Consider the following 21,293-nt stretch of genomic DNA (forward strand, 5'->3'; position numbering starts at 1 on the left):
CTGAACAGTGGATATGATACAGTTGGGTCAATCTATTTGGTGTGGTAAAAAGTAATGCAGCAGGTAAGCAGTCGGGATCGTGGCCTGAATTATGGCGATGGCTTTTTTACAACGGTCAAGATTTCAGCAGGTCAACTGGAGCGATGGGAAGGCCATTTAAAACGCCTTGCGCAGTGCGCAAGCGCTTTATACTTCCCTGAGTTAGACCTCAGGGCGCTGACAGAGCAGTGCGAGTGTGCAGCCCGGGATACTAATGAGGGCGTGCTTAAAGTGGTCATAACCCGCGGAGAAGGCGGTAGGGGCTATGGACTGCCAGAAGAGCCTCAGATAACAATTGTGGTGTCGTTAACAGCCTATCCTGCTCATTATAACCGCTGGCGTGAAGACGGGATTTCGCTGGCTAAATCTGACGTGCGTCTTGGCCACCAGCCTATATTAGCCGGACTGAAAACCCTGAACCGCCTGGAGCAGGTGCTGATCAAGCAAAATGCTGCCAGCAAAACTACGGATGATGTACTTGTTATGGACTTACAGGGTATGGTCATCGAGAGTTCTGCAGCCAATATTCTGATCTGTAAAGACAAGCACTGGTATACGCCCGATTTGTCTCTGTGTGGGATCCAGGGCGTGTATCTTTCAAGCTTGCAACAGTATAACCCCATTACAACGACTTCCCTGAGTCTTGAATCTGTTTATGCAGCTGATGCTGTATATTTGTGTAATAGCCTGATGGGTCTGGTGCCAGTGCACCAGATTGATACCTATCATTACTGCATAGACAAAGCCAAGGCTCTGGCCGGGGAGCTAATGGTTACATTATGATCAAAAAGCTGATTTTACTTCTGTTGTCGGGAATGCTCATCAGTGTACTGGCAGCTGCGTATTTCATTTCAGAGTATAACGAGGCGCCACTTCGCAGCGATACCCGCTATTTTGAAGTTAAGCGGGGCGACAGCTTTGTAGCAATTTGCCAGCGCTGGCAGCGTCAGGGCTGGATTGAAAGCTGTTTACCGTACCAGGTTTACGGCAAAATATTTCCCGAGCGGGTAAAAGTCAAAGCCGGTGTCTACGAATTGCAAGGGTTAGGTGTACTTGAGGCGTTGTCAAAGTTGAGCACCGGGGTGCAGGCCGACTTCATGTTTACTATAATCGAAGGGCAAACTTTTAAGCAGGTGCTGGCAAACCTAAAAGAAGCGCCATTTATCCATTTTGACCTGAGCGAAACGGATATGGCGAAGTACATTCAGGTTGATACAGAGGAGCTGTCTGAAGAAAGAGCTTTTCATCCAGAAGGGTGGTTATACCCCGAGACTTATCATTATCACGCTCACAGCAAAGCGTCAGCCCTGATTAAACGTGCCAGCGAGCGTATGCAACTGCAACTGACACTTGCATGGCAACAACGGTTAGGGGACCTGCCTATCAATTCAGCATACGAGGCACTGATCCTGGCATCCATCATCGAAAAGGAAACTGGCAAGGCGGAGGAGCGTCCGGTTATTGCCTCTGTATTTGTAAACCGCTTGAACCGGAAGATGCGATTGCAAACGGATCCGACAGTCATTTATGGGTTGGGTGAGCGTTTTGACGGTGACATCAAGCGTCGCGATTTGCGTGAATATACGCCCTATAATACCTATAGAATAAATGGGTTACCGCCTACTCCTATTGCCATGCCGTCATTGGATGCTATCAAGGCTGCAACTCAGCCAGCGCGAACAGATTATCTGTATTTTGTATCCAAAGGCGATGGCAGCCATTATTTCTCAAAGTCCTTACGAGAGCACAACCAGGCGGTACAACGTTACATCCTGAACAAACAAAGTGGCTGAGTAAGCCAAAAAAGCAGCGATTCTCAAAGAGTGGTCGCAAGCGGCTGTATATTGTAGGCAAATATGATATACCAGCATCATAACACTACACGTATAATAAAAACTGGAGCTCTGTAATGAATAAGTTGAACGCGCTCACACTCGCAGTAGCGATCGCTCTGTCGGGGTGTGCTCAGGAAAGTCGGATCAATCACACCGACTCAGAGAAAACGACTACCGCCTCTTTGTCACGTGCTGACATCGATAAGCAAGTTGATACATATACACAAACTTTCATTAATCATCAGCCTGCACTGGCAACTTCGTTAAAGTTATCCGCAGATCAATACGGCAGCTATGCCGACAGGCTACCTGATTACTCTGCATCAGGTATGCAGGCACTGCAAATTGATATGAATAATGCCGCAGAAAAATTAAAACGCCTGCAGTCGCAAAAAATGAGCGAAGATGATCGCCTACACTTGCGTGTGAACGAAGTACTGGCGCGTTACTACGCTGGTGATGCGCAATTTAGTGGCGGTTATATAGATACCTGGGGCGGCCATTTACCTTATATTGTCAATCAGCTTTCCGGGCCGTTAGTCGATATTCCAAACCTGCTGAAAGATCAGCACAATGTTGAAAATCTGCAGGATGCGCAAAACTATCTGACCAGGCTGGAAGCGTTTGCAACACTGACAGATCAAGTAAGAGATAAGTTAGCAGATGATGCTAAGAAAGGCATTATTTTGCCTAAAGTCCTGTTTCCAAATACCTTTGGTTATTTGAATAACTTTACTGCGCATTCCGGTGAAAAACACCCATTGGTTACTTCATTTGACGCCAAGTTATCAAAAGTTGAGTCAATACCGAAAGCACAGCGTACCGAGCTCGTTAATGCGGCTACAATATTGGTTGACCAAAAGATTTATCCTGCATACCGCCGTGTGATTGCCGACCTTAAAGTGTTACAAGAAAAAGCACCAGAAAAAGTCGGGATCTGGGCTCAACCCGGTGGTGAAGCCTTCTACCAGCATGAAATTACCTACCTCGCTGATTCAGATCTAAGTGCACAGCAGATCCATGATATCGGGCTTGCTGAAGTCAAACGGATCACTGAGCGAATGGACGAGATCTTACGCGAAAATGGTTACACCACGGGCTCCGTGGGTGATCGTATGAAGCAGCTAAATGATGAACCACGCTTTTTATACGAAGACAGTGATACGGGTCGTGAGGCATTGCTGACTTTCTTGCGTGGAGAAATTGAGACCATCAATAAAAAAGCACCGCAATACTTTTCAACTTTGCCGCCCCAAAAAGTAGAAGTGCGCCGAATTCCACAAGAAGTCGAAGCGGGTGCACCAGGAGGCTATTACAGCGGACCGTCACTGGATGGCAGTCGTCCAGGGGTGTTTGCCATCAACCTCAAAGATATGAAAGCTGTACCAAGCTTTGGTATGAAAACACTGACTTATCACGAGGCAGTACCAGGACACCACTTCCAGATTGCGCTGAACATGCTGCAGACAGACATAGGCCTGATGCGTCAGAACGCCTCGTTCAATGGATATATTGAGGGCTGGGCGCTGTATTCTGAACTCGTCGCCTATGAAATGGGAATGTACGAGAACGACCCGTTTGGTGATTTGGGTCGCTTACAGGCGGAAGCCTATCGTGCTGCTCGCCTTGTGGTCGACACCGGGCTTCACTATAAACAGTGGACGCGTCAGCAGGCGATTGAATACTTCGCTGAGGCGACTGGGTCTGCTATGAGTGATGTGACGGCTGCCATCGACCGTTATATTGCCTGGCCAGGACAAGCGCTGGGCTATAAGTTGGGTATGATTAAGCTGGTAGAGCTGCGCGATAAAGCCCGCAAGGCGCTGGGTGATAAGTTTGATATCAAAGCCTTCCATGATGTGATCCTACTGAAAGGTGCCAGACCTCTGGCAATTGTGGAAGACGATGTCGACCGCTGGGTCGCATCACAAAGTTAAATGTTAGAGGTGGTTATTTGTCACCTGATAGTTTGGTGAAAAGGGAATTTTCACCTTATTAATCTATTCATAAACTAATGGTCTTTTGGTTTTTCTGTTTACTTAAATATTAACTTTGTTTACAGTGATCTCGAGTTAATTAAAAGGAGACTTAAAAATGAAACTTAACTTAAAGAAAAAGCCAGTAAAAAAACTAGCGACTGAAAACAAAGGGTTGGAGAAGAATTTGACGCCAAATGTGGCGGGAGGACTAGCATTCACAAACTCCGATGCTGAGTGTCATGGTGCTGAAGGACACGAGCATTAATAAAGACTACCCATTGATTTAAGCTTCAACCAGCACTGCTATTTTTGAACAGTGTTGGTTGTTTACTGACAAACTTTCACTTTCATCAAAGTTACAAGTACCCATCTGAATTTTCAAATTGAATACCCATTAGATACTTCAAAAATTATTACTACAAAGCAATAATACCCCTCAGTATTAGTTTACTGAGCCGGTACAAACACAGAACTTACTATTAGACACATAGTAGCTTTCCAATTCTAGTCGTTGCTTTAATTACTCAAGTACTTCCCAATACTCGTTATCACAGAATTCGAGTTGTGAAACGGATCACAGTTTCTGTAGTCGACTCTTAGCCAGGTCTTGTATTTGGTTAGTTTCTGTTGAGCTGCATAGTAGAAAATATTGAGATGACAAGCTTTATATTTTGGAATAAAAAATATTGTATACAATATAAATTCATTGTAGGGTGATTAGGTCTGTTACAGGCACAACATCAATGGGAACTCAACAGGAATTAAAAATGCGTAACAATAAAAATAATACGCAGGTGATCCGTCGAACGCTGGCTGCGAGTGCAATCGCACTGGCCTTAGGTGGCGCGGTACCTGCATTTGCTGCAGATGGCAACAGTTTGGTCAGAGGTAGTATCGTCAGTGTTCAGGGCAATGACCTGAGTGATGTGGAGCTCATCTTTACACACAAAGCAAAAGGACTGACATTTAGCGTCAGAACCAATGCACAGGGTGAATACATTCTACGTAATTTACCTGTCGGTCAATATCGGGTATCGATCAGTAAAGAGGGGTTTGAAACTGTGCTCGAAGAGCAGGTTCAGGTCAGCATCGGTCAGTCAGTATTACTGGATGCGCAGCTTAATCGCATCGGCGCGTCGGGTATCGAGCGCATCGCAGTATCAGGTACAGCCATTCGCCGCGTTGATATGGCATCTTCCACAGCGGGCGTCACATACACAGATGATGAAATCAAAGCTATGCCCGTAAATACTGGCTTTGAGAGTATCGCGCTATTGGCGCCCGGAACTGCTGAACCCGGTGGCTCCGAGTTCAAGGGTGCATCTAGCTTCGGAGGCTCATCCTCGGCAGAGAATGGCTACTATTTTAACGGATTGAATGTTACCAGTATTCGTACCGGTCTGGGTTCCATTCGCCTTCCCTGGGAAGCGATTTCGCAAACTCAAATTAAAACTGGTGGAGTTAGCCCTGAGTTTGGAGGTGCACTTGGTGGCATCGTTAATGCAGTCTCTAAGTCCGGTGACAACGATTTTAAATTGGGGGTTGAAATGCGTTATGATCCCAATAGCTTAAGAGACCAGCACGATTCTATATATCAAAGTAATGGAGTTGTGGGGCATGACACCAACACAAAGCAATCAGGCGAAACGTTTAAAGAGCTTCAGGTGTGGGCAAGTGGTGCACTGATTGAAGACTCCTTATTCTTTTATGGCTTGCTTGCACCGCGCAGAGAAAATCATACCTGGGCAAGGCAAACCGTTTACAACGACCGAGATCGTGAAGAAGATCGCTGGTTTGCCAAACTGGACTGGTTTATCAATGAAAACCATTCCGTAGGTTTTTCTGCCATGAATAACAAGCGCACCTGGGAAAGACAATCCTACACCTATGACGGAGAAAGTAATGTGATTGGTGATCCCCGGGGCGTAGCCGCCCCAGGGGAGGACGGGGGTAAAGTCTACAGCTTAAATTACAATGGTTATCTTACAGACTTCTTTTCGATATCCGCTGTGTTAGGTCGGGTGTCGGAAAATGTGGAAAACGTTGTGGCTTCAACCGATCCTGGTGTCTGGGATGAGCGCGATGGTTTTGTGACTGTTTCATCGCACACCGCCAGCGGTATCACAGAAGAAGAGTTTATCCGTGATCAGTTTAAGCTGGACTTTACTTGGGATCTGGAACTGCACTCGATATCTTTTGGCCTGGACTACGCCAAGATTAAGGTCGATTACTATGAAGGCCAGAATGGTATCGGCGAAGCGCAAGGCTGGTGGACGGTTATGACAGCTTCTGAGGGCGACTTATCTAGTGCGCCTCAGGGGAGCGATTACATTGAACATCGGGTACGTACCCGTGAAGTAGACTCAGATTCAACTGCTTTGGCGTTTTATATCAATGACAGCTGGCAGGCCACGGATAACTTGGTGCTGAACTTAGGGCTGAGATATAGCGAGTTTGAAAACACTGTACCGGGTGGTCGCCCCTATGTGGATATGAAAAATCAAATCGCGCCAAGACTACAGGCCATTTATGATCTGCACGGTGACGGCAGCGCTAAAATTTTTGCCACCTATGGTCGTTACTTTCAACCCGTATCGGCAAATATGAACGTGACACTCGGTTCCGCTTCAATCGAGTGGTATGACTATTATGCGTTGGATCAGGTTGATGCCAATGGATCGCCTGTTCTTGGGGCCGATGGTTCACCTAGCCGAGGGGCTAAGTTTCGTGACCGCTACTGGACTCAACGTGGGATCACGGAGCCAGGTCTCATTGCATCTTCCAATCTGAAGCCGATGTATTCTGATGAGTTTACATTAGGTTATCAGCAGGAGGTATTTGGTGACATGGCGTTGGGGATCCGTGCAATTTACCGGGATTTAGGGCGTAGCGTCGAAGATACTAATGTTGCACCTGTATTGGCTAAAAAGCTGGCTGAGTTGGGGATCACGGATAACGTGGGGCAAAGTTCCTACTATGTGCTGAACAATCCCGGTGAAGCCATTACCCTGAGCTATGACTTCGACGGTGATGGGCAGGTCGATGATATTACGCTCAGTGCGAGGAACTTGCATTGCAGCAGGCTAAACGCAGGTATCTGGCACTGGAGCTCACCTTGGAGGGTAACCTTACTGATCGCTTCAGGATCAATTCCTCTTACACCTGGTCACACAGTTATGGCAACACTGAAGGGTTAGTAAAAACCGACAATAATCAGGCTGATCCTGGCTGGACGACGTCTTATGACTATGCCGATCTGATGGATCACGGTTACGGTGACTTACCCAATGATCACCGTCATGCCTTCAAGTTTTCTGGTGCCTATGAACTGACCGACGAATTTACCTTAGGCATGGTTGCCCGTGCTATTTCGGGTCGTCCTACGAACTATTTGTCATTACACCCGAGTGATGTGGACAGCTGTAAGAAGGGCAGTCCCTGGATAAGTGTGTGAGTCGCGGTTATGGTCATGTCAGTCACTACGATGAAAACGGCAATCCGGCACCGCGAGGCAGTATTGATAACCTTCCATGGTTGACAAATCTCGATATGTCATTGACTTACAACACTGAGATCTCAGGTCATGACCTGATGCTTAAGGCTACTGTCTACAACCTGCTTAATAATGATGCCGCCTTAGATATCACCGAAACCAGAACTCGCAGCAGCTCTGTAGAAGGGCAGGAACTGGAGCTTAACCCAGATTATGGGTTGGTGACACGCCGACAGGAGGAACGCTACGTTTCTTTGGTTGCGCGTTTTACTTTTTAATCGAACTTTTTCCCTAGTCAGTCGGGCTTTATGCCCGGCTTTTCGTTATGGAGACAAGATGAAATCAGACTTAATTCAGTGGCAGATACCGTCGCACTGGCAACAAGTTCAGGCATTGGACATGCACACGGCGGGTGAGCCACTTCGTATCATACTGACAGGCTGGCCTGAACCACAGGGAAAAAGCTTGGTAGAGAAACGTTTGTACTGCCAGAGCAACTTTGAAGAGTTACGCAGGGCATTAATGTTTGAGCCTCGCGGACATGCCGATATGTATGGTGCACTGATGACTGAGCCAGAGAGGGATAATAGCGCATTTGGTGTGTTATTCATGCACAACGAAGGTTACTCGACAATGTGCGGTCATGCGGTGATAGCGCTAACTGAGTTAGCCAGAACGCTGGGACCAAGAGTCGCAGAAAAACAGGTGATTAACATGGATACCCAGCGGGGCAAATTAGCGCATTTTATTACTCTGATAGTAAGGTAGTGGGCTTTGAAAATGTGCCTTCATTTGTATGTGATCTGAACGTATCAGTGACATTGACACCGCAACTCACTGTTCATTGCGATATTGCATTTGGTGGTGCTTATTACGCTTATGTGAATGCTGAGCAGCTGGATTTGGAACTTATCGAACAAAACCATGAAGAAATCATTTCTCTGGGCAGAAAAATAAAACGCGCTCTGATTGGTCAGATTGAACTCGAACATCCTGAAGAGCCCTCTCTCGGTTTTTTGTATGGTGTGGTGTTCTATTCAAATTCACAAGTTTGTGGTGCAAGTAGTCATAGCCGTCATGTCTGTATTTTTGCTGATGGCTCGTTGGATCGCAGCCCAACTGGAACAGGTGTGAGTGGCAGGGCTGCGTTGTTGGCAGCGCAGGGAAAACTTGACCCGGGTGAAGTTATTCATATTGAGGGGCTTCTGGGTTGTGGTTTTGGCACCAGCATTGGTGAGACTTTTCAGTACCACGGACATCAGGCGGTTCGTCCAAAAGTGATGGGCGAGGCGTATGTGACCGGAAAACATATATTTTGTCTGGATCCCAGTGATCCACTAAAACATGGATTTATTCTACGATGAGTCATTATTTACAACGACAAACGAGGTTGCGCAGTCAGCTCCTTACATCTGATCACGAAGCAATGTTGGTCTTTGGTTATGAGAACATTCGCTATTTGTGCGGATTCAGCGGTCATGCTGCCACATTATTGATCAGTCACGAACAGTGTTTACTTATCACTGATTATCGTTATTTTGAGCGTGCCAGTGAAGAGGCTGAACAGGCTGAAGTCGTGCTCAGGCATCGGGATACTGAAAGCCTGGGTCAGTGTTTGAATCGCTTGTCTGGACAGTTAAAGACACTGGCGTTTGATGCAGCTCATATTGATGTTGGTCAGTGGCACCAGATCAGTGGCGAGCTCTCAGGACGAGTTTTAACGCCAACGCTTGGACTGGTTGAGCAATTACGACAAATTAAAACGTCATATGAGATTACCCGCATTCGCCAGGCTGCACAGATTGCTGATCAGGCACTGGCAGATACCTTACCTTTAATAAAGGAGGGGTGAGTGAGCGTGATTTAGCATTGGAGTTAGATTATCGGATGCAAAAGTTAGGGTCTGAAGGGGTTTCGTTCGACACCATACTCTTGTTTGGGGCACGTAGTGCCTTACCACACGGCAGTCCTTCAACGCAGAAACTCCAACATGGCGACTTAATACTGGTTGATTTCGGAGCCGTTGTCGACGGCTATCGATCGGACATGACACGGACCTATGTGTATGGCACTCCAAATACAAGACAACGGGCAATGTTTGATACGGTTCAAAAAGCTCAGCAGGCAGCGCTGGTGCAAGCATGTTCTGGGGTCGATTGTCAGGAGTTGAATGAGGCTGCTCACGCGGTGCTGCTGAATAGTGATTTTGCACAGTATGCCGGAGAAGGCCTTGGTCATGGCCTGGGACTTTTTTACATGAGCAGCCTTTCATTAAACCAGGTGTTAATTATCAACTGGAGCCGGGTAATGTGATCACCATTGAACCAGGTATTATATCCCTGGCTATGGCGGGGTCAGGCTGGAAGAAGATATTGCTATCACTGAATCTGGCTATGAGCTCCTAACTCATTCTCCACAACGTTTCGAACTCTAAGGAGAGGCTATGAAAATCATTGACCGTGAACAGGTACATCAGGCGCTCTCATTTCCAAATTTGATTGCAGCGCTTCAACTCGGATTTGCCAGCGAGCATGCTATGCCTAAGCGCAGTGTTTTTGAATTGGATACAAATACAGATAATCATGATGCATTCGCTGTTTTACCGGCGTGGAATGACACTGTTATTGGTGTAAAGGCTTTCACCTATTTCCCCGACAACGAAGCCCAAGGCAAAGCCAGCCTATACTCTAAGATTATGTTGTTTGACCGTGTGCACGGTGAACCTTTGGCACTGGTGGATGGCACTCAAGTGACATTGTGGCGCACTGCAGCTGTTTCTGCATTGGCAGCATCATACCTCGCCAGGGAAGATGCAAAACACTTGGTGATATTTGGTTCTGGCAAACTTGCTCCTTACATGGTTCGCGCACACTTGGCTGTAAGAGGCTATGAAAAGGTCACGTTGATCGCCAGAAATCCAGACAAAGCAGAAAGCCTTCAGGCTTCATTGCTGACTATGTTTCCAGAGGTCAGTTTTGAGCTGGGTCAAAGTCGAGCTGACGTGATTGGTTCGGCAGATGTTATCTGCACTGCGACAGGCAGTCATAGTCCACTATTTGACGGGCGCTGGTGAAACCAGGTACACACATTGATGTGATAGGTAATCACCACAAGAATGCAAGGGAAATAGATACTGCGACCTTACTAGCCAGTCGTGTGTTTGTGGACAGCAGAGCTAACGTTTTTGAACGAAGCTGGAGAGCTTCTAATCCCGATAGAACAAGGTGTATTTAAGGCTGAACAGATTGAGGGGGAATTGGCTGATATGGCTCGGGAAAATCGCTACCTGCGCAGCCATTACCGTGAAATTACATTGTTTAAATCTGTAGGCACAGCACTGAGTGATCTGGTTGCTGCCAATCTGGTAATGGAGCATTATTAATATGTGGCGCCTTTCAAGGAAAGAGAAACCGTATTATCGTCAGTGCCCGGTCATTGATTTAGTGCTTGTCAGCGATAAGCGTCTGATAAATCCGCTGGTATGTCATCAGGCGCATATGCTGGTGACCTACCAATACGCTGATCAGAGAATGAGTGATACGATTTTATTCGACCATGCATTGTATGAACGTTTCAAATCTGGGCAGCCATGCAAGATATTAGCGGCGAGCGACGGCGTGATGCAGAGATAACATTTTTCAACATTCTCTCACTGAATGCCACGGTGATACTCAATATACTCTGTCTCAATAAATACATATTAGTCAGGGTAAACATCATGAAAAACTGGATAGCATTCTCTTGGTCGCCATCTTTGCAAGTGGCTGCGCACATCACAACAACGTTCGTCCTTCAGCAGATGGCAAGCACTATGTAAACTTGACCGCAGAGACCAGAGAGGCAGCAGGCAAGGAAGCACTGGATCAGGCCAATCATTATTGTGATGAGCAAGGTGGTGGTCATGCTTACATTCAAAATGAAAACATTACATATATGGGCTCAATGCCAGAGCAGGAATACTTGCAAAAACGCAATATAGCAACGGCAGTTGAAGCGGCTGGTACCGCAATGTGGATCTTAGGTGAGAATGCAGTTGATGATGTTGGCGCTGCCATGAGTATTGGTGGTGGCATAGCCGAAGATTCTATGGGCGAACCGTATCAGATCACTTTGGCATTTAGTTGTAAGTAACTACCAAGAGGGCTCAAAGACTGTGCCTGATATTCAGCACCCTTTGAGCTAGATGCAGCGTCTTAATGGCATGAAGGTGATTGTTTTTTAGGGTGATTTGGTTACACTGTTAACAAGTAGGCAGTTACCGGACCAGATACCTGCATGATCCATCGTGTTGCTCAGATATCACTTCTTTTTGTCACGCTTGTGTGCTTTCAGGCTGTAGCCTCTGGCGTCTATGATGCTGCCACATCTATCAATATTGCCGTAGTTGGAAAGACCAAAAACGATAGCTTTTACCAACAATCGCACAAAGGGTGTGTGCACTTTGCACGAGACTATCCCAATGTTGCTTGTATCTACGACGGAGCTGACGACTATCAGGATGTCAGGACACAGGTTCTGATAGTCAAAGAGCTGATCAAAAAAGGTGTCGACGGCCTGCTCATTTCAACCACAGATTCAAAGTTCCTTGTCGATGGTGCGCTCAAACTAGCTGCTAAGAAAGGCATCCCGGTCATTACCTTTGACTCCGATTTACTTAAAGAACATGAGGCATACCGCCTGGCGTATGTCGGGACTAATAATTTTGATTTTGGGAAGGCGCTGGGAGAAGAGGCAAAACGTTTTAAAACTGAGCCGGTACAATATATCTGCTTGCAGTCTGGGCATCAGACAACTCCTAATCTAAACCAACGTATCGCTGGTGTGCGATTTGCATTGTCCGGACAAAGCAAAACCAGAATGTCTGGTGAAAATGGCTGGATCGAGCACTACCGTTGTCCACTCTTTACGATGGGAAGACGAGCTGATGCGTTGGATCAACTAGTTACAATGATGAAGTACCCCAATCCCCCATATTTCTAGCAGTCGCTGGGTTTGCGCAATTTAACCCAGACTACATAACCCGGATGGCGCAGTTTAAAGCGTTAATAGCTAAAAAGAATCGGGTGATAATCTCTGCTGATACGGAAAATACGCAGCTCAAAGCACTGCAACGAGGCTTATCTGTAACCAATATTGGACAGAAGCCTTTTGAAATGGGACGCCTGGGGGCTGAGTTACTGTACCATTTTATCACCCAGGACAAGAAGCCTGCTCAATCACACTACTACCTGGATTATCACTATTGCAATAGTGGCAATGTTGCAACTTGTACAACCAACCATTGATATTTGCCCTAGTGATACTAAAATAATCGAATAAACATTACCTTAAAAGCTCGGTAAGCCAATGAAGAAGTTCCTGTTATTGTTGCTATTGTGGAGCAACAACGTGTTTGCTGGGCCCTTACAGTTTGTATCAATTAACTATCTGATTGAGCAGGAAGTAGGGCGCTTGGTCTTACCTGAGGTGTACCGCAAACTTAATGTATCGATTGTGATAACGCCTTACCCGGGCAAGCGGGCACAGCAGCTGGTGCGCAGCGGAAAGCGGCATGGCGAAATCATGCGCATTTACAGCTATGGCGATGAAAATCCGCATACTATTCGTGTTCCAACCCCTTATTACACACTAGAGACCATGGCCTTTGTTCGCAGTGATAGTCATGTCGATCTCCAAAGTGAACAGGATTTGAGTAACTATAAAATTGCAAAAGTGCGCGGTGTAAAACACACCAATAACATCACTAAAGGGATGTCCGAAGTAGAGGACACAGACACCACAATACAGGCATTGAATCTCGTTTCTAAGGGATTAGCCGACGTTGCACTGACCAATCGTATCGACGGCTTAGTCAAGCTGGCTCAGGCTGGAATTGAGAATGTTGTACCACATCAGAGTAGTTTTCGAGTGTTGGAGCTATATCATTATGTCCACAAAGATCAACAGCATTGGGTTAACAAAGTCGATGACGTTTTACGGCGCATGACGCAAAGTGGTGAGCTGACTGTACTGATAAAAAAAGCCGAGAATCAGGTGATTTCACAGCACTGTCGGCAAAGTGCAGTCGTAACTGAACTATGCCGACAGTATTTGTCTCAAGAAGAAGACTGAGCAGTACGATTGGCTCGCCATTGACGTATTTTGTTACCAAGGCTTAGTTTTAAGCACCAGTAAACAATAACCAGCAAGATAAAGGGCTCAGGGATTGCTAACAGACCTGAGTCTATAAGTGCCTGCGGCACGACTTTTACTGCGCCTTGTGACAAGAATGAGCCAACTGATATAAATAAAGCAAAACACATTCTCCATAAATGGCGTATCAGTCGTGGTGCTGAGTTCAGGCCTTTGGAGTACACAAGTCGTACGTCACCAATAAAAGACAGACTGGCGAGCAACACAAAAAAGTAGTAATCATAAGCGCTTATGCCATGTTTAATTTCAGCCGGGCTGGAGCCTGCCTGAGCACTATAGTACATACCGGCGATGATGATCAGCAGTGAACACACAGGGAATGCGTAATCGAACTTTCCTCGAGTATTCGGCGCTGACTTGACTGCCTGCCACGCGGAAATGACCAGGTAAGCAGTGTAGATGCCTGCGATAGCAGTGATAATCATGGGCTGTAATATCGCAATTAAGGTGCCGCTGAGCGCCATTGTGAGCATAGTGTAGACAAACCAAGTACCTGCCGTGGCATGTAAGGATTTGCCTTTTGCAACCGCCATGGCGATAACCCCTGCAATTATGGCAAAGGTTCCTGTGATTATATGTATCAGCATAGTCAATGTAATCTGTTCCATCTTGTTATTCCTGTTTATTGCGATGTGTTGGTAATGCACTTTATACTGGCAGTCATAGGCTGTCGTCCAATACTGAAGGTTAGGACAGTATTGATATTTATAAGTATAAAAATCATAAGGTTGAATTTTTGTTTGTTGCTGAATTTACGTTTGTCTATACCTTTTTACTCGGGGCATTAGGGCTTGCATTGACAATACTGGCTGGCAGAGTGCAACGTTGGCATTGTTACCGGGCACTGGCACTGTTTCTATTTTCTTTGTTTGTGATCTTATCTGGCCCACTTATCTTCGCTCAGTTTCCCGCAGCGCGTTATGTTTATATTGCAGCGATTGTTCCGGCCTGGTTGTTACTTTTTCCTTGTTTTTACCTCTATACGCGAGGGTTGACTTCACAAGTCCCCTGGCGCTTTTCCCGCCAAAGCCTGTGGCATTTTGTTCCGGCCTGTGTCTCCTGTGTGTTGTCAGTCAGTCTGTTACGGCTTTCTGATAGCACCTTGTTTAGTATCTTTTTCGCCGAAGGTGACGTGGAACTGGCAAGCGACGCGCGCCTTACTGTTTGGTTGATCATAACGGTTATGTTGTTCTGGCCGTTGCAAAGCCTGGTTTATGTAGTTAAAACCTGGCGTAATTTACTGACTTATCGGCGGCAGTTACACGCGGTATTTGCAAGTACCAAAGAGCGTGAACTAGGCTGGCTAGGTGTTGTGCTAACCCTGATGTTTTTTAACTGGGGCTGGCTGGCGCTGACCCTTATTCAGGATTTAAGTGCACAGCCTGCGTTTTTGCGTGAGGGGGAGTCGCGACATTGACCTCTGTGACTATCTGGCTGTTGCTCTACTGGTCCTTGAGGCAGAAGCCTGGGTTCGACAAAATCTACCATCTTACTGAACAGCCGGAAAGGTCAAACGTGCTAAGCGACAAGGCTGCAGAACGGTCGACTTCAGCCAAATACCAGCATTCGGCGTTGAGTGATGAACAGGCAAATCGCATTGCCAGGAAAATACACAATGCTGTGGTCACAGAGAAGCTCTATTTGGAGCCGGATCTGACCCTCTACAAACTGGCGGAATATTTGAAAGTATCAGCAAACTATGTGTCACAAACTCTAAATCAGACATTGGGACAGTCATTTTTTGACTATGTTAATAAAGCCCGGATTGACGCCGCAACGGAGCTACTGCGCGCGAACGATAAAACCGTGCTGGATATAGCGATGGCAGTAGGCTTTAACGCGCGATCTTCTTTTTATAAGGCATTTAAAACCCACACAGGCATGACGCCTGGGGAATATAAGAAGGGCGCATGTGTCGACAGGTAAAATGGCAAAAGGCTTTCATATTTTGCTCTAGCCGCGTCGTACGTTATGCCTGACAAATGAGCAGCTCAATCGCAGTAACATCATTTGCTGTGATTGAGCGCTACTGAAATATTTTGTCTGTAAATCTCAGCTTAATATAATTCTACTAGCGGCACTTTGATACTGCTGGTTTGCACCGATTTACCTGCTAAAAATGTTTTAATCACTTGCGTCACCTGTGGCGAGCACATAAACAGGTTATGCCCTGCATTTTCGACGATGACGTGGATCACATCGCTAAAATTCCGGACGGCGTCCAGCTGACTGTGTGGGTAGGTGCGGCCATCCAATGAGCCCGACAGCACTAATGTGGGCACGTCGGATACTGGGGCTTTGCGAAATGTATCACCTAGGTCTAGCCCGCCAATGATCCCCTGCAATTGTGGCATAGGGAAGTTTAAATAGGCGCCAAGCAGGGCTGTTTTGCTTTGCTGGTTAACCTGTGCCAATCTTTGTTGGGTGATACCTGAGGCTATGTCCATGACTAATGGCATGAGTCTGAAACTAATCTGATTATCGCTAAAATAACCTCTGTTTGCGATGTGCTGAAGCGGTTCAACGATCCCTATATCCAAAGCCCGATAAAGTGCCAACAAGCGTTTCAGGCCTCGGTGCGGGTCGGCTATCATTGAGGATGCCAGGCGCTGCATATGCCAGCGTTGAAACAAGAAATCTATTTTCTTCCCATCAGTATCAATTGCTTGTATTTTTATTGGGGATATTTCTAGGCGTTCATGTACGCGACGGATCAGTGCGGCAATATCGGGATACAGCGCCTTTGCTTTAGGCTGAGTGTTAATAGCCTGCTGCACCCGGGCAAAGTAGGCATTTGTCCGAGCCGGCAGTTTGACTGTTTGCTCCAGCCCTTCAACACTTGCCAGCACCAGTTTGTCCAGCTTATTGGGCATCAGTTTGGTCACAGCCAGCGCCAGATGAGTGCCATAACTGATCCCCCAGAGAGTCAGCTTTTCGGCTTTGAGGTGGCGTCTGAGGTCATCCAGGTCTTTTGCACTTTGCTCGGTTGTATACCCTTTGATATCAATACCTTTTGCCTGCCAGAATGCGGCACACTTGAGTGCGGCATGCTGATATAGACGCGCAATTTCCTGATCGGTTTGTGGCGTATCTGTGCTGGTGTACATGCCTGACTGACAAGAGGGAAGCTGATCGGATTTACCCGTACCGCGTTGATCCAGTGCTATCACATCACCAAATTCGCGCAGGGCCATAAACAAAGGAAAGCGAAAATTGGCATATTCAGCTGTTTTGATTCCAGACCCTCCCGGGCCGCCGGCCAGATAAACAATGGGGCTGCCGGGTTGCTTAGTGGTGGCAGGAAATCGTACATAGTGAACACGAATAGTGCGGCTGTTTGCCTGAGTGCGATTCTCTGGCACGGTAATAAAACCCGAAAAGGCAGCAACTTGTTGGTTATCCTGAGTCTTAAATGTGATTGCCTGTTCATTCTCATACACTGATAGGTGTTGCTCCTGACTGATTGTACCAAAGGGTATGATTAAGATGAGGAGCAGCAGTACGCGCAGCACAGAGCTGTCAAAGTTGTTATAGCGGATGTCTTTCATAATGATGATCTTGTTGGTTGGAGGTGCAGCCAGTTAAGCTTGTTCGAGACCAAATATCATGCGATATTCTATCGAATGTATTGATTTTAATAGTAATATCGACGAACGGTTGAATTCAGCCGACCAGCGGTCGAAATAGGAGAAGGTGTGCGATTTCGTGACAGTAGATTATTGCGAACAGTACTCTGTGCACTGCTGTTGGTGTCTGGCAATGTGTTAGCACTAGATTGGACACACATAAACTATCATCAGGTTTGGGTGTGCCCGGGCGGTGGGCCGATACCAACTTTTGAAGAACCAACTTGTAAGACGCAGTCATTTTTTAATGGCGATCCACAGGGGCAGGCTATCTGGTTAAAGGCATCATTGCATTTACCTAAGCATTGGCAAGAAGGCTCAGGCCCTTATGCATTTTATCTGTTCGCGAAGGCCTCCAGTGAGGTTTATCTCAATGGTAGATTGCTTGGCACGAATGGCCGTGTTGCTCAAGATGGTGAGCAAGAACTTGCCGGGCGCATGGATACCCGGTTTTATGTCCCTCCCGATGTCATCAAAGAAGGTGAAAACTGGGTGGTCATGCATCTGTCTTCCCATCAGAGCCTGTTACGATTATCTTCACCATTACATTTGGCTGCACTGGGTAAGTACCAGAGTAGCACCGAGTACTTTGGGATAGAACCGCATATTCAACTGAGTGTATTGTGTGTGCTTGTACTCGGGGTGCTGTATTTACTGGGCCTGAGATTAAGCCCTTTGAGGGCCCAGATCCCGACAGGATTGCTTTGGTTGTTTGGCATTGCTGCCGTCCAACTGGCGCTAGAGCAGTTGCGCGGTTGGATAAGTTATCCTTACCCTATGCATGACGTCAGGCTCATTTTAATCTTACTGTGTGCATTGGGTTTTGGCTGCGGATTACTCGCATACTTGCTACGTTCTTGTCAGGTCTTTATTAAAACCCGGCTGACGATCCTGGCTCTGAGTACGAGCCTCACCTTGCTTGTGGTATTTTTTAGCCCTGGATTTGACCAAAAGACAACGCTGGCAGTGGCTCTTCCGGTACTTATCGGGATATTGGTATCTGGCCGGTATTATTATCAGGCCCGTACCAGTAAAGCTCTGGTACTCGTTGCGATGCTGTGTGCGTTTCTGCTGGCGGCTATACTGAGCGTGCAGTCATTTCACAGCCTGTTGTTCTACATCATGGTCACTGCACTGCTTGGGGGTTTTTTGGGATTGCATATTCGTCATCTGGGTGAGCTTCAGACCCAGAGCATTATCGACCAACAGGCCATTGCTAAATTACAGGTAAAACTGGCGCAACTAAATCAAGCAGATGAAAAACAGTATCTCAATCTCACTTATGGCAGCTCAACGGAGCGTATCGATGTTAGACAGTTGATATGGTGCCGCGCAGCTGGAGATTATGTTGAGCTAAATCTGGAAGGCGGCGGTGAGCGATTGTATTCAGGTTCACTGAAGAGTTTGTTAGACAAACTGCCGGCTACATTTATGCAGGTACACAGATCTTATCTTGTTGATTTGGACAAAGTCAGAAAGGTTACATTGAATAAGGATAAAGCAGTCGCTGGCTATGCGTTTTTATACCTTTGTGAGGGTGAGCGGGTGCCCGTCAGCCGACGCTTGTTTGCTCAGGTAAGGGAGTCAATTGAATGAAACTGTGCTACCGGCAAAGTCACTCTGGTAGCACAGACGTCGATTTAGTCGATCAGATCTTCCACACCGACAATAACCCAAGGCGCATCGCCCTGTGTTTTTCTTTCCAGGTGCCAGATCTCGTGGATTGGTTCTTCCTGCTTATCGCCAAGATCACGGTATTTACCCTTGAACATGACGCTCACTTCCCAAGCCACAGGTGAGGTTTCTGCACGCACTAACTGCGCATCAACAAACATCACTTCTGTTGCGACATCGCCATGTTGCGCACGGTCTTGTTTAAACTCTTCGACCAGTTCAGGGCTCAGGTACTCAGCCAGAGTGGCAAAATCGGCCTGGTTCCAGGCGGTTTGTACGGTATGATAATGCTCTCGGGCGCCTTGTAAGAAGCCGTTCACATCAAAGTCAGCTGGCAAATTAAATGGTACTTGCTCCTGCTGCTGACCAAAGCCACCGCTCGTGGTGGTTGATTGGGCTTGCTGACGGAACTGAGCGCTCTGGTTTTGACCCTGACCCGCATTATTCTGGCCAAAGTTACCACCACCAAAGTTACCACCTTGAGGCATTCCCGCCATATGTGGTTGCTGGCGTTTAGTCATGAAGGATTTAATGACTTTGAATAGTACGAATGCCAGAATCGCAAACAAGATCATTTCCATAAACTGGAAACCCTCGAAGTCATCGCCCATCATTGCAGCGATAAGGCCACCTGCCAACAGGCCGCCTAATACGCCAGCCATAATGCCTTTTTTGTTTGATTTAGGCTTTGCGGCAGTATTCGGTGCCAGTGTTTTGGTGTCCACTTGTTTTTTCTGTGCCGTGGTGCTCGTTGCGTGGGTTTTACCCGCACTTTTTTTGCTGCCGAACTTTTTCCGTGCTTCTGCACTGAAACTGGTTGATACCAAAACGGCAATTAATGTCATTAAAACAATGAATTGTTTCATGGTGTTCCTCTGAGTTTTAGATCTGAACGCATTGTAATTAATCAATGTGGTGAAGCGAAGCGATTTCAATAGTGGGTTCAGGTTACGTTGCACAAGATGGGGGTTAAATATTTGAAATAATTGAATTTTTATGGTTTTTTTGTTCAGGTCGAAATAATCTTTCTGATTGTTCGTAAATAGCTGATAGTTACTTCTTTTTCATCAGCTATTTGTTTTAAGTGATGGGGCGGGTACACAGTAATACAACAACACCGGGTTAAAACCCGGTGTTGTTGTATATAAAGAGAGTAAAATTTACAACCAGCGTAATGATGCTGTCACAGCCGTTTCGTAACGCTCCAACGGGGTATTCAGATCAGCCACTAAAATAGTGTCTGCTCTTTCTCCTGGCTTGATGCTTCCGCTGAAACGTGCATCTGCAAACTGCTCGTCTGTGCCTGTGGCTTCATTCCTGTCGGTGGGCACAATAAACACAGTTACCGGGCCATGCTCCGACTGAAATATCAAATGCAGACTGCGCTGCCCTTTAAAGTTACAAAACGTTGCATAGGTCACTTTACCCGGCATGGATTCCAGTTTGCCACCAAACATAGCAAGCTTCTCGTTGACAACCTGCAACTGAACTTCATCTGTTAACGCCAGGGCTTCTGCTTCGTAATATACGTGTTCTAACGCGTGTTCGCCCGCATGTAATGGCGCCTGAACTGAGGTTGCAAAGTACAAGGAGACAGCCAATAAGGCTGAAGCAGCCGTGGCCAGTGGCGCTTTAAAGCGACGGTACCAGGCCAGCTGCTTTACTTCGGCACTTTGTTTGTTGGAAGTCTCTGTATCTGCTTGCTGCTTTGCAAGGATTTTTTGTGCCAGGTCATCAGGCACTGAAATATCCAGCGCACTGTGAAGCGTTGCATCAAAATCCTGCATCTCTTTGACGAGACGTTGTTTGGCCGGATCTGTGTCTGCCTGTGCAATTACATCCTTATCATTGGGATCGGCAAACAAGCGGCGGCGAAATTCAAGTTCATCCATCAGTTTGATGCCCCTTTTGCTGTTTCGGTCACTTGTGTTAAAGCCTCTTTCAATTGGTTTCTGGCACGATATAGTCTGGTCATCACGGTATTTTTGTTGAGTTCCAGGATCTGTGCTATTTCTTCGCCGGAGCAGCCCATCACAACCTGTAACAGCAGCGGCTCACGATATTCCGGTGACAATAAACTAATCTGTCTTTGGACCATCATTTGCTCTGTCTGCGAGTCGGGTGAGGCGCTGGTTGCATCAATCAGCGTGTCCTGCTCTACGTCGGCATAATCAAATTGTTTGCGTTCAAAGCGGCGCGCATTTTCTCGCCGCAAAATGGTTAATAACCAGGATTTGGCTGCGCTGTCATCTTGCAGGGCGTCCAGTGACCGCCAGGCGCGTAAAAAAGTTTCCTGTACCAAATCTTCAGCAATGGTCGGATCCTGGCACAACCAGTAAGCAAAGCGATAAAGCTCCTTGTTGTATACCTGGACCAGACTTTCGTAACGTTTTTGTTTTGTGGTCATGCTAATAAGACCTTGTCTCTAGCAACATTATTTCATCTTACCGAAGAA

The 21,293-nt window shown here is 46.7% G+C and carries 19 protein-coding genes and 3 pseudogenes; 17 read left to right on the top strand and 5 right to left on the bottom strand.

The genetic code is table 11. The annotated features are described in order from the left end of the window. Positions 1–54 precede the first annotated feature (54 nt). The 14 genes and pseudogenes from pabC (at position 55) to ELR70_RS12135 (ending at position 13,457) form a co-directional block, all read left to right on the top strand. Positions 55–822: an aminodeoxychorismate lyase gene (gene pabC, locus ELR70_RS12085; RefSeq protein ID WP_054013968.1), complete on the top strand. Its 768-nt coding sequence runs from the start codon at positions 55–57 to the stop codon at positions 820–822. Next, positions 819–1,832, top strand: a complete 1,014-nt coding sequence (mltG, locus tag ELR70_RS12090) for an endolytic transglycosylase MltG (protein ID WP_054013967.1) — start codon at positions 819–821, stop codon at positions 1,830–1,832. The genes pabC and mltG overlap by 4 nt, the downstream gene beginning before the upstream one ends. Before the next feature lie 116 nt (positions 1,833–1,948). Then, the gene (locus ELR70_RS12095) at positions 1,949–3,811 is read left to right on the top strand and encodes a DUF885 domain-containing protein (RefSeq protein WP_054013966.1); all 1,863 of its coding nucleotides are present in this window, start codon (positions 1,949–1,951) and stop codon (positions 3,809–3,811) included. Positions 3,812–3,968: 157 nt separating this feature from the next. Then, positions 3,969–4,118 (top strand): hypothetical protein, encoded by a 150-nt coding sequence (locus ELR70_RS24870; protein WP_160317351.1) that lies wholly within the window; start codon positions 3,969–3,971, stop codon positions 4,116–4,118. Between the two features lie 502 nt (positions 4,119–4,620). Beyond that, a pseudogene (locus tag ELR70_RS12100) lies at positions 4,621–7,624 on the top strand (TonB-dependent receptor). 121 nt (positions 7,625–7,745) lie between these two features. Next, positions 7,746–8,710: pseudogene (locus ELR70_RS12105) on the top strand (proline racemase family protein). Further along, positions 8,707–9,198, top strand: coding sequence for an aminopeptidase P family protein (locus ELR70_RS25845; RefSeq protein WP_347232133.1), 492 nt, complete (start codon positions 8,707–8,709; stop codon positions 9,196–9,198). Before ELR70_RS12105 ends, ELR70_RS25845 begins: the two are co-directional and overlap by 4 nt. Next, a complete protein-coding gene (locus tag ELR70_RS25850; protein ID WP_347232134.1) occupies positions 9,195–9,659 on the top strand; it encodes a M24 family metallopeptidase in 465 nt (154 codons plus the stop codon). Before ELR70_RS25845 ends, ELR70_RS25850 begins: the two co-directional genes overlap by 4 nt. A 130-nt stretch (positions 9,660–9,789) precedes the next feature. Continuing rightward, positions 9,790–10,728: pseudogene (locus ELR70_RS12115) on the top strand (ornithine cyclodeaminase family protein). 1 nt (position 10,729) lies between these two features. Further along, entirely contained in the window at positions 10,730–10,978 is a 249-nt protein-coding gene (locus tag ELR70_RS12120; protein ID WP_054013961.1) for a hypothetical protein, read from the top strand. 109 nt (positions 10,979–11,087) lie between these two features. After that, on the top strand, positions 11,088–11,477 hold the full coding sequence (locus ELR70_RS12125) for a hypothetical protein (RefSeq protein ID WP_241566375.1): 390 nt from the start codon (positions 11,088–11,090) through the stop codon (positions 11,475–11,477). A gap of 144 nt (positions 11,478–11,621) precedes the next feature. Further along, entirely contained in the window at positions 11,622–12,326 is a 705-nt protein-coding gene (locus ELR70_RS12130) for a substrate-binding domain-containing protein (protein ID WP_241566376.1), read from the top strand. A gap of 44 nt (positions 12,327–12,370) precedes the next feature. Further along, positions 12,371–12,631 (top strand): hypothetical protein, encoded by a 261-nt coding sequence (locus ELR70_RS25405; protein WP_241566377.1) that lies wholly within the window; start codon positions 12,371–12,373, stop codon positions 12,629–12,631. A 61-nt stretch (positions 12,632–12,692) separates the two neighbouring features. Further along, positions 12,693–13,457 carry a transporter substrate-binding domain-containing protein gene (locus tag ELR70_RS12135; protein ID WP_054013958.1) on the top strand — a complete coding sequence of 255 codons (765 nt, stop codon included), beginning with the start codon at positions 12,693–12,695 and terminating at the stop codon, positions 13,455–13,457. Here the strand turns inward: ELR70_RS12135 and ELR70_RS12140 are convergent. Next, positions 13,442–14,146, bottom strand: coding sequence for a hypothetical protein (locus ELR70_RS12140; RefSeq protein WP_054013957.1), 705 nt, complete (start codon positions 14,144–14,146; stop codon positions 13,442–13,444). The two genes, ELR70_RS12135 and ELR70_RS12140, sit on opposite strands and share 16 nt — an antisense overlap. Before the next feature lie 128 nt (positions 14,147–14,274). Between ELR70_RS12140 and ELR70_RS12145 the strand changes: the two genes are divergently transcribed. After that, entirely contained in the window at positions 14,275–14,955 is a 681-nt protein-coding gene (locus tag ELR70_RS12145; protein WP_128064586.1) for a hypothetical protein, read from the top strand. 98 nt (positions 14,956–15,053) lie between these two features. Then, entirely contained in the window at positions 15,054–15,464 is a 411-nt protein-coding gene (locus tag ELR70_RS12150; protein ID WP_164881449.1) for an AraC family transcriptional regulator, read from the top strand. A 131-nt stretch (positions 15,465–15,595) separates the two neighbouring features. Here the strand turns inward: ELR70_RS12150 and ELR70_RS12155 are convergent, their stop codons facing one another. Further along, complete coding sequence (locus ELR70_RS12155; protein WP_235577049.1) at positions 15,596–17,086, bottom strand: alpha/beta hydrolase; 1,491 nt, start codon at positions 17,084–17,086, stop codon at positions 15,596–15,598. Between the two features lie 147 nt (positions 17,087–17,233). Between ELR70_RS12155 and ELR70_RS12160 the strand changes: the two genes are divergently transcribed. Beyond that, positions 17,234–18,760, top strand: a complete 1,527-nt coding sequence (locus tag ELR70_RS12160) for a LytTR family DNA-binding domain-containing protein (protein WP_054013955.1) — start codon at positions 17,234–17,236, stop codon at positions 18,758–18,760. Between the two features lie 44 nt (positions 18,761–18,804). Here ELR70_RS12160 and ELR70_RS12165 read toward each other — a convergent pair whose 3' ends face one another. From ELR70_RS12165 to ELR70_RS12175, 3 genes are all read right to left on the bottom strand, one after another. Continuing rightward, positions 18,805–19,704 carry a TIM44-like domain-containing protein gene (locus ELR70_RS12165; RefSeq protein ID WP_054013954.1) on the bottom strand — a complete coding sequence of 300 codons (900 nt, stop codon included), beginning with the start codon at positions 19,702–19,704 and terminating at the stop codon, positions 18,805–18,807. 294 nt (positions 19,705–19,998) lie between these two features. Then, positions 19,999–20,730, bottom strand: coding sequence for a DUF3379 family protein (locus ELR70_RS12170; RefSeq protein ID WP_054013953.1), 732 nt, complete (start codon positions 20,728–20,730; stop codon positions 19,999–20,001). After that, the gene (locus tag ELR70_RS12175) at positions 20,730–21,245 is read right to left on the bottom strand and encodes a sigma-70 family RNA polymerase sigma factor (protein ID WP_054013952.1); all 516 of its coding nucleotides are present in this window, start codon (positions 21,243–21,245) and stop codon (positions 20,730–20,732) included. The genes ELR70_RS12170 and ELR70_RS12175 overlap by 1 nt, the downstream gene beginning before the upstream one ends. Positions 21,246–21,293 lie beyond the last annotated feature (48 nt).

The sequence above is a fragment of the Pseudoalteromonas sp. R3 genome (genome assembly GCF_004014715.1).
Lineage (GTDB): Bacteria > Pseudomonadota > Gammaproteobacteria > Enterobacterales > Alteromonadaceae > Pseudoalteromonas.

What these genes read in the sequence shown, in the direction of transcription:
- pabC (WP_054013968.1), top strand. Translation starts at nt 55, where the DNA reads ATGCAGCAGGTAAGCAGTCGGGATCGTGGCCTGAATTATGGCGATGGC.
- mltG (WP_054013967.1), top strand. Translation starts at nt 819, where the DNA reads ATGATCAAAAAGCTGATTTTACTTCTGTTGTCGGGAATGCTCATCAGT.
- ELR70_RS12095 (WP_054013966.1), top strand. Translation starts at nt 1,949, where the DNA reads ATGAATAAGTTGAACGCGCTCACACTCGCAGTAGCGATCGCTCTGTCG.
- ELR70_RS24870 (WP_160317351.1), top strand. Translation starts at nt 3,969, where the DNA reads ATGAAACTTAACTTAAAGAAAAAGCCAGTAAAAAAACTAGCGACTGAA.
- ELR70_RS25845 (WP_347232133.1), top strand. Translation starts at nt 8,707, where the DNA reads ATGAGTCATTATTTACAACGACAAACGAGGTTGCGCAGTCAGCTCCTT.
- ELR70_RS12120 (WP_054013961.1), top strand. Translation starts at nt 10,730, where the DNA reads ATGTGGCGCCTTTCAAGGAAAGAGAAACCGTATTATCGTCAGTGCCCG.
- ELR70_RS12130 (WP_241566376.1), top strand. Translation starts at nt 11,622, where the DNA reads ATGATCCATCGTGTTGCTCAGATATCACTTCTTTTTGTCACGCTTGTG.
- ELR70_RS25405 (WP_241566377.1), top strand. Translation starts at nt 12,371, where the DNA reads ATGGCGCAGTTTAAAGCGTTAATAGCTAAAAAGAATCGGGTGATAATC.
- ELR70_RS12135 (WP_054013958.1), top strand. Translation starts at nt 12,693, where the DNA reads ATGAAGAAGTTCCTGTTATTGTTGCTATTGTGGAGCAACAACGTGTTT.
- ELR70_RS12140 (WP_054013957.1), bottom strand. Translation starts at nt 14,146, where the DNA reads ATGGAACAGATTACATTGACTATGCTGATACATATAATCACAGGAACC.
- ELR70_RS12155 (WP_235577049.1), bottom strand. Translation starts at nt 17,086, where the DNA reads ATGAAAGACATCCGCTATAACAACTTTGACAGCTCTGTGCTGCGCGTA.
- ELR70_RS12165 (WP_054013954.1), bottom strand. Translation starts at nt 19,704, where the DNA reads ATGAAACAATTCATTGTTTTAATGACATTAATTGCCGTTTTGGTATCA.
- ELR70_RS12170 (WP_054013953.1), bottom strand. Translation starts at nt 20,730, where the DNA reads ATGGATGAACTTGAATTTCGCCGCCGCTTGTTTGCCGATCCCAATGAT.
- ELR70_RS12175 (WP_054013952.1), bottom strand. Translation starts at nt 21,245, where the DNA reads ATGACCACAAAACAAAAACGTTACGAAAGTCTGGTCCAGGTATACAAC.